Source organism: Phreatobacter cathodiphilus, assembly GCF_003008515.1.
Taxonomy (GTDB): domain Bacteria; phylum Pseudomonadota; class Alphaproteobacteria; order Rhizobiales; family Phreatobacteraceae; genus Phreatobacter; species Phreatobacter cathodiphilus.
In genome coordinates this window covers 3879071-3892375 of sequence record NZ_CP027668.1, presented here as the reverse complement: position 1 = coordinate 3892375, position 13305 = coordinate 3879071, and the positions used below count along the sequence as shown (strand labels likewise).

Annotated in this window: 16 protein-coding genes; 8 read left to right on the top strand and 8 right to left on the bottom strand. The window is 70.4% G+C overall.

Annotation, left to right across the window (positions count from 1 at the left end):
• Position 1: 1 nt before the first annotated feature.
• The 4 genes from C6569_RS18655 to C6569_RS18640 form a co-directional block, all read right to left on the bottom strand.
• Entirely contained in the window at positions 2–721 is a 720-nt protein-coding gene (locus tag C6569_RS18655) for a Tim44/TimA family putative adaptor protein (protein WP_106750286.1), read from the bottom strand.
• A gap of 201 nt (positions 722–922) precedes the next feature.
• Positions 923–1828, bottom strand: a complete 906-nt coding sequence (locus C6569_RS18650) for an ABC transporter permease (RefSeq protein ID WP_245898154.1) — start codon at positions 1826–1828, stop codon at positions 923–925.
• Positions 1825–2766, bottom strand: coding sequence for an ABC transporter permease (locus C6569_RS18645; RefSeq protein WP_106750285.1), 942 nt, complete (start codon positions 2764–2766; stop codon positions 1825–1827). The genes C6569_RS18650 and C6569_RS18645 overlap by 4 nt, the downstream gene beginning before the upstream one ends.
• Before the next feature lie 79 nt (positions 2767–2845).
• Positions 2846–4447 (bottom strand): ABC transporter substrate-binding protein, encoded by a 1602-nt coding sequence (locus C6569_RS18640; RefSeq protein ID WP_106750284.1) that lies wholly within the window; start codon positions 4445–4447, stop codon positions 2846–2848.
• A 456-nt stretch (positions 4448–4903) separates the two neighbouring features.
• Between C6569_RS18640 and C6569_RS22020 the strand changes: the two genes are divergently transcribed.
• The 4 genes from C6569_RS22020 to pcaG all read left to right on the top strand — a co-directional run bounded on the left by C6569_RS22020 (position 4904) and on the right by pcaG (position 7701).
• Entirely contained in the window at positions 4904–5047 is a 144-nt protein-coding gene (locus C6569_RS22020; RefSeq protein WP_181313813.1) for a hypothetical protein, read from the top strand.
• Positions 5048–5071: 24 nt separating this feature from the next.
• Complete coding sequence (pcaF, locus tag C6569_RS18635; protein ID WP_106750283.1) at positions 5072–6277, top strand: 3-oxoadipyl-CoA thiolase; 1206 nt, start codon at positions 5072–5074, stop codon at positions 6275–6277.
• A 115-nt stretch (positions 6278–6392) separates the two neighbouring features.
• Positions 6393–7103 (top strand): protocatechuate 3,4-dioxygenase subunit beta, encoded by a 711-nt coding sequence (gene pcaH, locus C6569_RS18630; RefSeq protein WP_106750282.1) that lies wholly within the window; start codon positions 6393–6395, stop codon positions 7101–7103.
• The gene (gene pcaG, locus C6569_RS18625) at positions 7093–7701 is read left to right on the top strand and encodes a protocatechuate 3,4-dioxygenase subunit alpha (RefSeq protein WP_106750281.1); all 609 of its coding nucleotides are present in this window, start codon (positions 7093–7095) and stop codon (positions 7699–7701) included. Before pcaH ends, pcaG begins: the two co-directional genes overlap by 11 nt.
• Before the next feature lie 129 nt (positions 7702–7830).
• On the opposite strand, the gene C6569_RS18620 is transcribed toward pcaG, so the two are convergent.
• The 3 genes from C6569_RS18620 to mutY form a co-directional block, all read right to left on the bottom strand.
• Entirely contained in the window at positions 7831–8445 is a 615-nt protein-coding gene (locus tag C6569_RS18620; protein WP_106750280.1) for a LysE family translocator, read from the bottom strand.
• A gap of 14 nt (positions 8446–8459) precedes the next feature.
• The gene (gene trhA, locus C6569_RS18615) at positions 8460–9122 is read right to left on the bottom strand and encodes a PAQR family membrane homeostasis protein TrhA (RefSeq protein ID WP_106750279.1); all 663 of its coding nucleotides are present in this window, start codon (positions 9120–9122) and stop codon (positions 8460–8462) included.
• A gap of 108 nt (positions 9123–9230) precedes the next feature.
• Positions 9231–10331, bottom strand: a complete 1101-nt coding sequence (mutY, locus tag C6569_RS18610; RefSeq protein ID WP_106750278.1) for an A/G-specific adenine glycosylase — start codon at positions 10329–10331, stop codon at positions 9231–9233.
• A gap of 75 nt (positions 10332–10406) precedes the next feature.
• On the opposite strand from mutY, the gene C6569_RS18605 reads away from it, so the two are divergent.
• Together C6569_RS18605 and C6569_RS18600 are read left to right on the top strand one after the other, a co-directional pair.
• Positions 10407–10892, top strand: coding sequence for a DUF721 domain-containing protein (locus C6569_RS18605; protein WP_106750277.1), 486 nt, complete (start codon positions 10407–10409; stop codon positions 10890–10892).
• A 114-nt stretch (positions 10893–11006) separates the two neighbouring features.
• On the top strand, positions 11007–11285 hold the full coding sequence (locus C6569_RS18600; RefSeq protein WP_106750276.1) for a hypothetical protein: 279 nt from the start codon (positions 11007–11009) through the stop codon (positions 11283–11285).
• A gap of 4 nt (positions 11286–11289) precedes the next feature.
• Here the strand turns inward: C6569_RS18600 and C6569_RS18595 are convergent, their stop codons facing one another.
• Positions 11290–11874, bottom strand: coding sequence for a histidine phosphatase family protein (locus tag C6569_RS18595; RefSeq protein WP_106750275.1), 585 nt, complete (start codon positions 11872–11874; stop codon positions 11290–11292).
• A gap of 127 nt (positions 11875–12001) precedes the next feature.
• Here C6569_RS18595 and lspA point away from each other — a divergent pair, with 127 nt between their 5' ends.
• Together lspA and C6569_RS18585 are read left to right on the top strand one after the other, a co-directional pair.
• Positions 12002–12517, top strand: a complete 516-nt coding sequence (gene lspA / locus C6569_RS18590) for a signal peptidase II (protein WP_106750274.1) — start codon at positions 12002–12004, stop codon at positions 12515–12517.
• A 97-nt stretch (positions 12518–12614) separates the two neighbouring features.
• A complete protein-coding gene (locus tag C6569_RS18585) occupies positions 12615–13298 on the top strand; it encodes a hypothetical protein (RefSeq protein ID WP_106750273.1) in 684 nt (227 codons plus the stop codon).
• Positions 13299–13305 lie beyond the last annotated feature (7 nt).

Here is a 13305-nt window from a genome sequence, read left to right as displayed (position 1 = left end):
CTCAGCCGCCCGCTTCGGTGGCGATCAGGCGCCAGTTCGGATCGCGGTCGGTGACGTTGCGGGCGAAGGTCCACACGTCCGTCACGTCGGTGACGCGCTCGGGCGAGCCGTCGATCACGGCGCCGGCGCGGTCGCGGGTGGCGGTCACGAGCTGGGAGACGAACTTCATCGTCACCTGCGCCTGGTCGCCGCGGACCTGGGCGTCGACGATCTCGGCCTTCTCAATGCCGACGAAGCGGGTCTCGACCTGCTCGCCGCGGGTCTCGCGGTCGCGGATGGCCGCCTCGAAACCCTCGAAGACGTCCTTGGCGAGGAGGTCGCGCAGGGTCTTGCGGTCGCCGCCGGCGAAGGCCAGCACGATCATCTCATAGGCGGCGCGGGCACCGCCGACGAAGCCTGCCGGCTCGAAGGAGGGATCGCGGGCGGCGATGGCGTCGAAGCCGCGGGCGAGCGGCGTGCCGGCGGGGGCCATGTCGCCCCAGCGCGGGGCGGCGGGATCGGCCGGCATGGGGACGGGCGGTGCGCCGTTGCGGGCCGGCATCGGAATGACCTCGCCGCCGGGAGCGGGGGGCCGGCCGGCGGGCGGCAGGTTGTTGTCACGCGGCTGGAACGGATCGCGCTCGTGCCCGGTCTTCGTCCCCAGCACGCTGCGCAGGCGGAAGAAGATGAACACCGCAAGGGCGAGGAAGATGATCGTGTAGATGTCGAACACGTTGCTCATGATCGCCGGTGAGAGGGGCCAACCCGCCGCATCCGAGATGCCGCGAACGGATGCTCAGTGTAAGCACTTTCGAAGACGCAAATAAGGCATTTTTTTCGGTTTGCCAGTCCGCCGTGCGGTCGTGCCGCATCGGACCGCCCGCGGGCGGTCCGCCGGTTGTGCGAGAACGCGTCGTTCCGGCAGCGGTTCCTGCGCCCCGCCTCAGAACTGCTTGGCGAGGCGGGGATCGAGGGCGTCGCGCAGGCCGTCGCCGAGAAGGTTCACGGCGAGGACGGTGATCGACAGGAAGATGGCCGGGATCAGCACGATGTAGAACTTCACCTGCCAGAGCGCCCGGCCCTCGGCCATGATGTTCCCCCAGGAGGGAATGATGGGCGGGGTGCCGGCACCGATGAAGGAGAGGATCGCCTCGGTGATCATTGCCGAGGCGCAGATATAGGTCGCCTGGACGATGATGGGGGCGAGCGTGTTCGGCAGGATGTGCTTGAGGATGATCATCGGCGTGCGGGTGCCGGCCGCCACGCCAGCATCGACATAGGGCTGTTCGCGCAGGGACAGCACCACGCCGCGCACCAGGCGGGCGACGCGCGGCACCTCGGCGATGGTGATGGCGAGGATGACGTTGCCGACCGAGCCGCGCGTCAGCGCCATCAGCGCCACGGCGAGCAGGATGGAGGGGATCGACATGATGCCGTCCATGACGCGCATGATGACGGCGTCCGCCGCGCGGATGAAGCCGGCGACGAGGCCGACCATCAGGCCGAGGACGGAGGCGAGGATGGCCACCGAGAAGCCGACCACCAGCGAGACGCGGGCGCCGTAGAGCACGCGGGAATAGATGTCGCGGCCGAGCATGTCGGTGCCGAACCAGAACTGCGCCGAGGGCTCGCGGGTGCGCAGGCGCGTCGAGATCGCCGTCGGGTCGGTGGTGCCGAGGAAGGGCGCGAAGATGGCCATGAGGATGACCGCCGCCACCAGGAAGCCGCCGATGGCAATGGTGGGATAGCGGCGGATGAGGCGCCAGAGGCCGACGCGGCGCTTGCCGCCGTCGACGGCGCCGCCGTCGGCGCCGAGGGTTGCGGTTGTATCGGGGCTATGCGCGGTCAATAGCGGATCCTCGGATCGACGAGCGTGTAGACGAGATCAACGGCGAGGTTGACCAGGACGTAGACGAAGGAGAACAGCAGGACGAGGCCCTGGATGACGGGATAGTCGCGCCTCAGGATGGCATCCACCGTCAGGCGGCCGAGGCCGGGAATGGCGAAGACGCTCTCGGTGACCACGGCGCCGCCGATCAGCAGCGCCACGCCGATGCCGATGACGGTGATGATCGGCACCGCGGCGTTCTTCAGCGCGTGCAGGAAGAGCACGCCGCGCTGGCCGATGCCCTTGGCCCGCGCCGTGCGGATGTAGTCCTGCTGAAGGACCTCCATCATGGTGGCGCGGGTGATGCGGGCGATCAGCGCCACATAGACCATTCCCAGGGCGATGGCCGGCAGGATCAGGTTCTGCAGCCAGGGCCAGAGCCCCTGGGCGATCGGCGTGTAGCCCTGCACGGGAAGCCAGTCGAGCTCGAGGGCGAAGACGTAGGCGAGGATGTAGCCGACGACGAAGACCGGCACCGAGAAGCCGAAGACGGCGAAGGCCATGATGCCGCGGTCGATGACGGTTCCCGCCTTCCAGGCCGAGAGGACGCCGAGCGGTACGGCCACCGAGACGGCGAGGATCAGCGTCACCACCATGAGCGAGAGCGTCGGCTCGATGCGCTGGGCGATGAGCTGGGTGACCGGCAGGCCGGTGAAGATGGAGGTGCCGAGGTCGAAGCGGGCGATCTGCCAGACCCATTCGCCGAAGCGGATGAGGAAGGGCCGGTCGAGGCCGAGGCTCTGGCGGATCTTCTCGACGTCGGCGGGGGTCGCCTGGTCGCCGGCGATCACCGCCGCGGGATCGCCGGGGGCTATGTAGAGCAGCGAAAAGACGAACAGCGCCACGACGGCCATGACGGGAATCGTCGCGACGATGCGGCGGACAACATAAACGAACATGAACGGGTTCTTTTCATGTGATGCACCGGGAGCGGGAGGAGCCCGCCCCCGGTGAATGGCGGTGTCAGGACTTGCGGTGTCAGGACTTGGAGACGCCCCAGAAGAAGGGCAGCGGCGCCGGCGCGATGCCGGTGACGTTGCTGCGCCAGGCCTGGTAGTTCTGGAAGAAGCCGGTGGGCGCGAAGACCACGTGGTCGAGCGCGGCCTTGTTGAGCTTGCCGATGACCGCCTTCTCCGCGTCCAGGGTCGGGGCGTCGAACCAGGCGGTGACCTGGTCCTCGACCTCCTTGGATTCCGGCCAGCCGAACCAGGCGCCGGCGCCGTTGGCGCGCACCGCCGTGTAGGAGGCCGGGTTCACGCAGTCGGCGCCCGCGTGCCAGGAGTGGAACACGTTCCAGCCCCCCTGGCTCGGCGGCGTCTTCTGGGCGCGGCGGGCGCCCACCGTCCCCCAGTCGGTGGCGACGAAGTCGACGTTCATGCCGAGCTTCTTCAGGAGATCGTGGGTGACGTCGCCCTGCGCCTTCACGAAGGCGAGGTCCTGGGCGACGACGCAGACGACCTTCTCGCCGTTGTAGCCGGCCTCGGCGAGCAGCTTCTTGGCGCCCTCGATGTTGCGCGGGCCCTTGAGGATCTCGCCGCCCTCCTCCGTGTAGAGCTGGGTGCCCGGCGTGAAGAAGCCGGGCAGGCGCTTCCACAGGTTGTCGTCGGAGCCGACGATGGCGCGCATGTAGTCCTCCTGGTCCATGGCCATGAGGATGGCGCGCCGCGCCTTGACGTTGTCGAAGGGCGCGTGGAGGTGGTTCATGCGGAAGGTGCCGATGTTGCCGAGCGGGTCGGCGATGTCGAGCTTGATGTTCCGGTTGCGGCGCAGGATCGGGATGAGGTCGGAGATCGGCGTCTCCCACCAGTCGATCTCGCCCGACTGCAGCGCCGCCGAGGCGGTGCCGGCATCGGGCATGATGATCCACTCGATGCGGTCGAGCATCATGCGCTTGCCGCCGGCGAGCCAGGAGGCCGGCTCTGCGCGCGGCACGTAGTCGGTGAAGCGCTCGAACACCGCCTTGGCGCCGGGGACCCACTCGTTGCGCAGGAATTTCATCGGGCCGGAGCCGATATATTCGGTGATCTGCTGGAACGGATCGGTCTTGGCGATGCGCTCCGGCATGATGAAGGAGCAGGGCGAATTGTTCTTGCCCAGCGCCAGCAGCATCTTCGGATAGGGGCGCGAGAGCACCCAGCGGAACGTGCGGTCGTCCACCGCCACCAGTTCCTTCTGGATGGCCTTGATCATCAGGCCCATCGGGTCGCGGGCCGACCAGCGGGTGAGCGAGGCGACGCAGTCCTTGGCGAGGACCGGTGCGCCGTCGTGGAACTTCAGGCCCGGACGCAGCTTGAAGGTCCAGGTGAGCCCGTCGGAGGAAACCTCCTCGGATTCCACCATCTGGCGCTGCGGGGTGAGCGTGTTGTCGACGCCGTAGAGCGTATCCCAGACGAGGGCCGCGGCATTGCGCACCACGTACTGGGTGCCCCAGATCGGATCGAAATTGGCGAGATTGGCCTGCGGCACGAAGCGCAGCGTCTTCGCCGCCGCGCTCTGGGACAAGGCCGGAACGGCGAGGCCGCCCGAGGCGGCGACGAGGCCGGCGCCGGCTCCCGCCTTGATGAAGGTTCTGCGGTCCATCGTGATACTCTCCCCTGGAAGTCCGGTCCCGCATTGAAGGCGGCTGGGACGGCGCAAACCCGCCCGACAGACGGCCCGAAGGTTTTTCCGGGTCCCGGACGGCGCAGCCTAGCGCTTGGCAAGGGGCGTGCCATAGGGGCTTTTCCTAGGACGCTGCCTTGCATCAGGGCGGAGAAGGCCGCGCGGGCCGGGCGCAACTGCACAAATTGGCGCCAGGACTGCCATTTCGGCAGGAATGCCATGCATTCGCGGCGCATGTTTATTTTTTACCGGCCCCAGGGGGTGCGACAATTTCGTCCTGCAGGACGGCGTTCCGGGGGAGTGAAACGCCCGAGCCTTGAGGCGATCAGTGGCTTGTGCGTTTATCGCCCATACGTCCGTATATCGCACTTGACAGGATCGGCCCCGGCGGTGAGGACTGCTTTCGAGGAACAACCCAGGTGGAGCCGCCCAGGCATGGCCGCGTTCATGTCCCTGCGCGATGTCCTCGCCACCCATCCCAAGCACGGCGACCGCCTCGCCATGAAGGGGTTCATCCCCTCTGTCGCGGCCCTCGAAGGACGCACCGGGCTGGTGCAGGATGCCGAAACACGCGGCTGACGAGACCGCGACAGGGAGAATGTCATGGCCGATGTCTTCATCTGCGACGCGGTGCGCACCCCCATCGGCCGCTACGGCGGCGCGCTCGCCAAGGTCCGCGCCGACGATCTCGCCGCCGTGCCGCTGAAGGCGCTCCTCGCCCGCCATCCCGGCATTGCCGGCGCCATCGACGAGATCGTCTTCGGCTGCGCCAACCAGGCCGGCGAGGACAACCGCAACGTCGCCCGCATGGCCTCGCTGCTGGCGGGCCTGCCCGACAGCGTTCCCGCCATGACCGTCAACCGGCTCTGCGCCTCGGGTCTCGATGCGGTTGGAGCCGCAGCCAGGGCGGTGAAGGCCGGCGACATCGACCTCGCCATCGCCGGCGGCGTCGAGAGCATGACGCGGGCGCCCTTCGTCATGGGCAAGGCGGGGGAGGCCTTCTCCCGCTCCGCCGAGATCTTCGACACCACCATCGGCTGGCGTTTCATCAATCCGCTGATGAAGACCCAGTACGGCGTCGATTCCATGCCCGAGACCGGCGAGAACGTCGCCGAGGAGTTCCAGGTGTCGCGCGAGGCGCAGGATGCCTTCGCGCTGGCATCGCAGCAGAAGGCGGGCAGGGCCATGGCCTCGGGCTATTTCGCCGAGGAGATCGTGCCGGTCGAGATTCCCGGCGGCAGGGCCGGCCCCACCATCGTCGACAGGGACGAGCATCCGCGGCCCGAGACCACGGCCGAGGGCCTCGCCAAGCTGAAGGCCTTCGTGCGCCAGCCGGGCACGGTCACCGCCGGCAACGCCTCCGGCGTCAACGACGGTGCCTGCGCCATGATCATCGCCTCGGCCGCGGCGGTGGAGAAATACGGCCTCACCCCGCGTGCCCGCATCCTCGGCGCGGCGTCCGCCGGCGTGCCGCCGCGGATCATGGGCATCGGCCCGATCCCGGCGGTGAAGAAGCTGGTCGAGCGGCTCGGCATCAAGGTGTCGGACTTTGACGTCATCGAGCTCAACGAGGCCTTCGCCAGCCAGGGCATCGCCGTGCTGCGGGGCATCGGCGTGCCGGAGGATGCGGACCACGTGAACCCCAACGGCGGGGCCATCGCGCTGGGACATCCGCTCGGCATGTCGGGAGCGCGCATCGCCGCCACCGCCGTGCACCAGCTCGAGAAGACCGGCGGCCGCTACGGCCTCGCCACCATGTGCGTCGGCGTCGGCCAGGGCGTGGCGCTGGCGGTCGAGCGCGTGCAATAGATCGCTTCGCTGCGGCCCGGCGCGCGCCGGGCCGTGGCCGTCGAGCCCCCGTCGGCCAATTCCCGAACGAGACCTGCGACAGGCAGGCGCGATCCAACCGAGAGGAACCCTGACGATGGCCCTGGTTCTGCCCCGCGGCTCCACGGCGGCCCATCCGCCGAGCCTGCATCCCGCCTATACGAGCACCGTGCTGCGCGCGCCGCAGCAGCCGCTCGTCCTCGTGCCGCACACGCTCACCGAACTCACGGGCCCGGTCTATGGCCACGGCAAGGTGCGCGACAGCGACGCCGACCTCACCGCCCAGCATGCCGGCGAGCCGCTGGGCGAGCGCATCATCGTCTCCGGCCGCGTGCTGGACGAGGACGGCCGCCCGGTGCCGAACGCCCTGGTCGAGCTGTGGCAGGCCAATTCCGCCGGCCGCTACGTCCATGTGCGCGACCAGCACCCCGCCCCGCTGGATCCGAATTTCACCGGCGCCGGGCGCTATCTCACGGCTGAGGACGGCCGCTACCGCTTCACCACGGTGCGGCCGGGCGCCTATCCCTGGCGCAACCACCACAATGCCTGGCGGCCGGCCCATATCCACTTCTCGGTCTTCGGCCCGACCTTCCTGTCGCGGCTGGTCACCCAGATGTATTTCCCCGGCGACCCGCTCTTTCCCTACGACCCGATCTTCAACGGCATTCCCGACGCGAAGGCGCGGGAGCGGCTGATCGCCCGCTTCGACCTCGAGACGACCCAGCCGGAATGGGCGCTGGGCTACCAGTTCGACATCGTGCTGCGCGGCCGCGAGGCGACGCCGACGGAGGAACCGCATGAGCACTGACAGCGCGGGCGGCCGCCCCGAGGGTATCTCGCCGTCGCAGACGGTGGGTCCCTTCTTCCATTACGGCCTCACCCCCGGGAAGGCCTATTCCCACGTGCCCGTCTCCGTCGACGGCCAGGTGGCGGAACCGGGAACGCCGGGCGAGAAAATCGTCCTCACCGGCCGCGTCATCGACGGTGCCGGCGAGCCCGTGCCCGACGCCATGCTGGAGATCTGGCAGGCGGACGCCGACGGGCGCTACGCCCATCCGAATGACGGCCGGGCGCGACAGAGCAACAGCTTCATGGGGTTCGGCCGCTCCGACACGGACGCCCAGGGCACCTATCGCTTCGTCACGGTCCGGCCCGGCCGGGTGCCGGGCCCCGGCGGCGGCGAGCAGGCGCCGCACATCCTCGTCGCGGTGTTCGGGCGGGGCATGCTGAAGCAGCTCTTCACGCGCGTCTATTTCGAGGACGAGGCGTCGAACGCCGAGGATCCGATCCTGGCGCTGGTGCCCGAGGCGCGTCGCGGAACGCTGATCGCTCGGAAGAACGGCCACACCTTCACCCTCGACATCCGCCTGCAGGGCGAGGGCGAGACGGTGTTCTTCGACGTGTGATCCCTCGGAGAGGGTGGAAACAGCCCTCGTCGTCATGGCCGGCTTGTCGCCATCCACGACTTGAACACCGCAGCTTGAAGAGAATGCGTCATGTCCGGGACAAGCCCGGGCATGACGCGTCGAAGAGACCTACCCCCGCGCCGCGACCGCCACGGCGGCGCCGGCCACCACCGCGCCGGTGCCGCGGTTGACCATGCGCATGGCGCGCGGGCTGGCGATGAAGCGCCGGGCGCGGGCGGCGGCCAGGGCATAGGTCCACATGGCCGTGGAGAGAATCGCCATCATCACCACGGCGAGCTCCGCCGCGAGCAGCGGCGTGAGGGTACCGAGGTCCACCACCAGCGGCAGGATCGAGACGAAGAAGACCATGACCTTGGCATTGCCCATGGTCAGGGCGAGGCCGCCGAGGAAGAGCTTCCAGCCCTCGCCGCGCGCGGCGGGTGATTCCTGCGGGGCGGCGGCGGGCGCGGTCCAGAGCTTCCAGGCGAGCCAGAGCAGATAGGCGACGCCGGCATATTTGATGGCGAGGAACAGCGGCTGGGCGTTCTGGGCGAGGGCGGCGAGGCCGAGCGCGACCAGGGCGAACCAGACGAGGTCGCCGGCGACGATGCCGAGGATGAAGGGCGCGGTGCGCCTCAGCCCCACCGCCAGGGTGCGCGCCACGATGGCCGCCACGGCCGGCCCCGGCGAGAAGGTCGCCATGGCGTACACGCCGCAGAAGAGCAGGAAGCCGGAGAGGGTCATGACGGGATCCGGGTTCAGGCGCCGAGCAGGACGCCGTTCAGCACCGCCGCATACTGGCAGCCGGCGGCGACGAGGACGAAGCCGTGCCAGATGGCGTTCTGGAAGCGCAGGGAGTGCCAGAGGTGGAAGACCACCCCGGCCGAATAGATGAGCCCGCCCACCACCAGCAGCACGATGGCCGCCGTCGGCAGAACGGCGAAGACCTGGTGGGCGACGATGACGCCGCTCCAGGCGATGGCGAGGTAGAGGAAGACGGTGACGCGGTCGTAGCGGCCGGGGGCGAAGAGCTTCAGCGCCGCCCCGGCAAAGCCGGCGATCCACACCGCCGCCAGCATGGCGTGTGCGGTGGGGGTGGCGACGTGCACCATGAAGGGTGTGTAGGTGCCGGCGATCAGCATGAAGATGGCGGCATGGTCGAAGCGGCGCAGGATCCACTTGGTGCGCGACACCGGCCACATGTTGTAGGCGGCCGAGCAGCCGATGACCGCGACGAGGCTCGCGGCATAGACCGCCAGGGACGAGATGGTGGCGAGCTCGGCCCGGTAGAGGGCGACGCCGATCAGCGCCCCCGCGGCAAAGAGCGCGAAGACGGCACCGAGCACGTGGATGACGCCGTCGGCGACCATTTCCGCGCGGTCATAGTGCCAGGTCATGCCCTGCGGCCGGCCGTCCGTCATCCAGGCGAGGTCCTCACGTTCGAACCGGGGCTCCTGTGGCAAGTCCGCCGCGCCGCGGTGGTTCCTTCCCGTCCCGGGCTGGCCAGCATGCCGCTCGCCGCCGGGAGGTCAAGCCCGGCCGTCGGGCCCGACGCCGGCATGGGCGAGCACCTTGCGCATCACGGTGGGAAAGGCCTCGCCGGCGATCTCGCCGGCCGCGATCCAGCGCATGCCGGGTGCGGGCGGCGTGCCGGACGGGGCGTCGGCGCGGAAAACGGTGAGCTCCAGGGGAAAATGGGTGAAGACGTGGCCGACGGTTCCCGGCAGCCGGTGTAGGGCGAGCGGCAGCGGCGCTGCCGCCAGCGCCGCGGCCTCGTCGAAATCGGCCGACCATGCGGTGCCGGGGACTTCCGTCATGCCGCCGAGCAGGCCCTTCGGCGGACGGGTGCCGACGAGGAGGGCGCCGTCCGCCCGGACCACGACGAAGGCGGCGCCGCGACGCAGCGTCCCGGTCTTCTTCGGCGCCTTCTTCGGGTAGGCCTCCTGACTGCCCTCGGCGGCTGCGGCGCAGAAGGGGCGCAGCGAGCAGAGCGCGCAGGCCGGCCGGCGCGGCGTGCAGATGGTGGCGCCGAGGTCCATCATGGCCTGCGCGAAGTCGCCGGGACGGGTGGGGTCGAGCATGTCGGCCACCAGCGCCCGGATCAGCGGCTTGGCGCCCGGCAGGGGCTCGTCCACCGCCTCGAGCCGCGTCACCACCCGCTCGACATTGCCGTCCACCACGGGCGCGGCCAGGTCGAAGGCGATGGCGCCGACCGCCGCCGCCGTATAGTCGCCCACTCCCGGCAACGCCCTGAGCCCGGCGATCTCGGCGGGAAAGCGTCCGTCATGGTCGCGCGCCACGGCGATGGCGCAGGCGTGGAGATTGCGGGCGCGGGAATAGTAGCCGAGCCCGGCCCAAGCCTTCATCACCTCCTCCACCGGTGCCGCCGCGAGATCGGCGACCGTCGGCCAGCGGGCGAGGAAGGCGGCGAAATAGGGCGCCACCGCCTTCACCGTGGTCTGCTGCAGCATGATTTCGGACAGCCAGACGCGATAGGGGTCCACCGGCTCGCCGGGCAGGGCGCGCCAGGGCAGGTGGCGGCGATGGCGGTCGTACCAGGCGAGCAGCGCAGCGGCCGGGGCTGCGCTCTCCTGTGCGGGCTTCGTCCGTGCTATGGTGGCGCGCGTCATCGGTGGACCCTCGCCCAGCGCGGGCGCCGCCGCAACGCCACCTTCCGTCCCGGCGCCCGAAAACCCACAGCCTCCATGAAATCGCCCTATCGTCCCAAAGGCCCGCGGCCGCTCGCCGACATCGCCGCCGCCCCCATCGGGCAGGCGCTGCAGCAGGCCGGCTTCGCCTCGACGGAGGTGGTGACGCGCTGGGACGAGATCGTCGGCGAGGACCTCGCCCGCCGCTCCGCCCCGGTGAAGATCGCCTGGCCGCGCCGGCCCGAGGGTCGCAGCGAGCCGGAGCCGGGGACCCTGCATGTGCGGGTGGAGGCGCCCTTCGCCCTGGAGATCCAGCACATGACCCCGGTCATCGTCGAGCGGGTCAACGCCTTCATGGGCTGGCGCTGCGTGGCCGGCGTGCGGCTGACGCAGATCCCGCTCAGGGCCAAGCCGAAGCCGCGGGAGGCGCCGCGTCCGCCCGCCGACGAGGCGCGGCTGAAGGCCGCCCTCGACGGCTTCGAGGACGAGGAGCTACGCGCCGTCATCGCCCGATTCGGCCGGGCGGTGGGCGGCGCGCGCTGAACGGACCTGCGCCGCCGCAATGACGCCACGGACCCGGTCTGCTATGTGAGGCGTTGTCGATGCGGGGACCGGCCCGAAGCCGACCCGCCGGCACGACCATCCGCAGGAGCCGCCATGACCCGCATCGCCGTTCTGGCCTTCACCGCCCTCCTCGCCACCGCCCCCGCCGTCTGGGCGCGCGGCGCCGGCCTCGAGGACGAGACCCGCGACCGGGTGCTACTGGTCCACCAGAGCCGCGGCACGCTGGCGCCCGGCACGCGGCCGAAGTGCTTCCCCGCGCGGATGGACGACACGGTGGCCTCCAGCCAGTACCAGTGCCCCTGGGACAGGCCGAACGGCCGCTCCCGCCTGCCCACGGCGCGCAGCCTCTGGGGCATCCTCGGCGGCTATTGAGCCGTCACGCCTCGACCGTGAAGCGGTCGCCCTCGAAGACGTAGACGACGCCCTGGCGGACGAAGACCTCGGAGGCCCGGGCGCGGTCCATGGTGCCGCGCAGCGCCATCAGCGTGCGGCCGACACCGCCGTGGGAGACGATGACGCTAGGGCGTTCGAGGGTCGCGATGAAGGCGCCGAGCCGGGTGGCGACATCCTCGTAGTTCTCGCCCTCGGGCGGCTTGGTGTGCCACTTGTCGGCGAGGCGCGAGGCGGCGATGGCGGGCGAATGGGCCTCCACCTCCGGCCAGGTCAGGCCCTCCCAGGCGCCGAAGGACAATTCCTTCAGCCGGTCGTCCATGCGGTAGGCCGGCGGATGCAGCCCGAGGCGGCCGCGCATCAGCTCCATGGTCTCGCGGGTACGGGTGAGCGGGCTGGACCAGAAGGCGAGGTCCTCGTAGCGCGGCTCCAGCCGGGCGAGGATGGCGCCGACCTCCTCGGCCTGGACCCGGCCGACGTCGTTGAGGGGAATGTCGCGCTGGCCCTGCAGCCGCCCCTCGGCGTTCCAGTCGGTCTCGCCGTGGCGGACGAAATAGAGCTTGTGGGTCATGGCTGCACGATGGGGGCTGGCGACGACGTCCCTATGGCGGCTCGCCGCGAAGATGTCGAGGATAAGTGCTTGACCCGCCCCGCCGGACGCGCCACCTCGGGCACGACCGCCACCGGATGACGCGCCCTTGACCCCCTCGCCCCATCTTCGCCCCGGCCTTCTCGCCCTCGTCGCCACGCTCGTCGTCGACCAGGCCTTCAAGGTCTTCATGCTCCAGGTGGTGGGGATCACCTCGGGACAGACGATCACCATCCTGCCGGTGCTCGACCTCGTCATGGCGTGGAACTACGGCGTCTCCTTCGGCATGTTCCAGCAGGACAGCCTGTTGGGCCAATGGGCGCTGGTGCTGTTCAAGGTCGCCGCCGTGGCCCTGATCGGCTGGTGGCTGTGGCGGGCCGAGAGCCCGATGACGGCGGTGGCGCTCGGCCTCATCGCCGGCGGGGCGGTGGGCAACGGCCTCGACCGGGTGCTCTACGGGGCGGTGGCGGACTTCTTCGCCTTCCACATCACCACCGCCAGCTGGCAGTTCCAGTGGTACGTGTTCAACCTCGCCGATGTCGGCATCGTTGCGGGCGTTGCCCTGCTTCTGTATGAGTCCCTCTTCGGCGGCCGGCCGGGTGCCTCGAAATCGGCACGATCCTGACGGATAGAGCCGGCTGCACAGCGGCGCCCCGGGGCGCCGGGTCCATTCAAGGCCGGGCTCGTCTCTCAGCCAGGCCGTTTCAAGGGATGACCGAGACATGACGCGCATCCGCACCGTGATCCTCGCCACGACCCTCGGCGTCGCCGGCACCACCGGCGCCTTCGCCCAGCAGGGGGACGGCCCGAGCTTCGAGGCCAACGTGATGGGCGGCCTGCTCAGCGGCCTCGGCCTGGTCGAGACCGCGCGCCCGCCGATCGACTACCGCGAGCGCGCGCCGCTGGTCCTGCCGCGCAACAACGCCCTGCCGCCGCCGCAGGATTCGGCGGCCGCCCGCAACCCGAACTGGCCCAACGATCCCGACGTGGCCCGGGCCCGCGCCGCAGGCCTGGCCGCCAATACGCCCATCCAGCGCGACGAGTTCGGCCGCACCATGACCAACGGCGAGCTGCGCTCCCGCCAGGGCGGCTGGTTCGGCGGCGGCCCGGTGGACACGACCCGCGACCGCTCGCAGGCGCAGATTTCCGGCCCGGCCACGGTCGACGAGATGCGCGTGGCGCCGATCTGGTCGCAGGTCGGTTCGCTGTTCGGCTCCTCCTCGCGCGACCAGGTGGTGCCCTTCCCCGGCGAGCCGCCGCGCCGCCGTCTGGTCGAGCCGCCGCCGGGCTACCGCACCGCCTCGCCCGACGCGCCCTACGGGCCGGTCGGCCGCCGCCCGGACGATCCGCAGGCGCCCAACGCCCGTCGTCCGTCGGGCCAGGACCCGGCGGGTCCGGGGACCTGAGCGCGGA

Coding starts and splice junctions, on each gene's coding strand:
- pcaH (WP_106750282.1), top strand. CDS start 6,393: ATGGCCCTGGTTCTGCCCCGCGGCTCCACGGCGGCCCATCCGCCGAGC.
- C6569_RS18620 (WP_106750280.1), bottom strand. CDS start 8,445: ATGACCCTCTCCGGCTTCCTGCTCTTCTGCGGCGTGTACGCCATGGCG.
- C6569_RS18655 (WP_106750286.1), bottom strand. CDS start 721: ATGAGCAACGTGTTCGACATCTACACGATCATCTTCCTCGCCCTTGCG.
- C6569_RS22020 (WP_181313813.1), top strand. CDS start 4,904: ATGGCCGCGTTCATGTCCCTGCGCGATGTCCTCGCCACCCATCCCAAG.
- C6569_RS18600 (WP_106750276.1), top strand. CDS start 11,007: ATGACCCGCATCGCCGTTCTGGCCTTCACCGCCCTCCTCGCCACCGCC.
- C6569_RS18640 (WP_106750284.1), bottom strand. CDS start 4,447: ATGGACCGCAGAACCTTCATCAAGGCGGGAGCCGGCGCCGGCCTCGTC.
- C6569_RS18595 (WP_106750275.1), bottom strand. CDS start 11,874: ATGACCCACAAGCTCTATTTCGTCCGCCACGGCGAGACCGACTGGAAC.
- trhA (WP_106750279.1), bottom strand. CDS start 9,122: ATGACGGACGGCCGGCCGCAGGGCATGACCTGGCACTATGACCGCGCG.
- C6569_RS18645 (WP_106750285.1), bottom strand. CDS start 2,766: ATGTTCGTTTATGTTGTCCGCCGCATCGTCGCGACGATTCCCGTCATG.
- pcaF (WP_106750283.1), top strand. CDS start 5,072: ATGGCCGATGTCTTCATCTGCGACGCGGTGCGCACCCCCATCGGCCGC.
- C6569_RS18585 (WP_106750273.1), top strand. CDS start 12,615: ATGACGCGCATCCGCACCGTGATCCTCGCCACGACCCTCGGCGTCGCC.
- mutY (WP_106750278.1), bottom strand. CDS start 10,331: ATGACGCGCGCCACCATAGCACGGACGAAGCCCGCACAGGAGAGCGCA.
- C6569_RS18605 (WP_106750277.1), top strand. CDS start 10,407: ATGAAATCGCCCTATCGTCCCAAAGGCCCGCGGCCGCTCGCCGACATC.
- pcaG (WP_106750281.1), top strand. CDS start 7,093: ATGAGCACTGACAGCGCGGGCGGCCGCCCCGAGGGTATCTCGCCGTCG.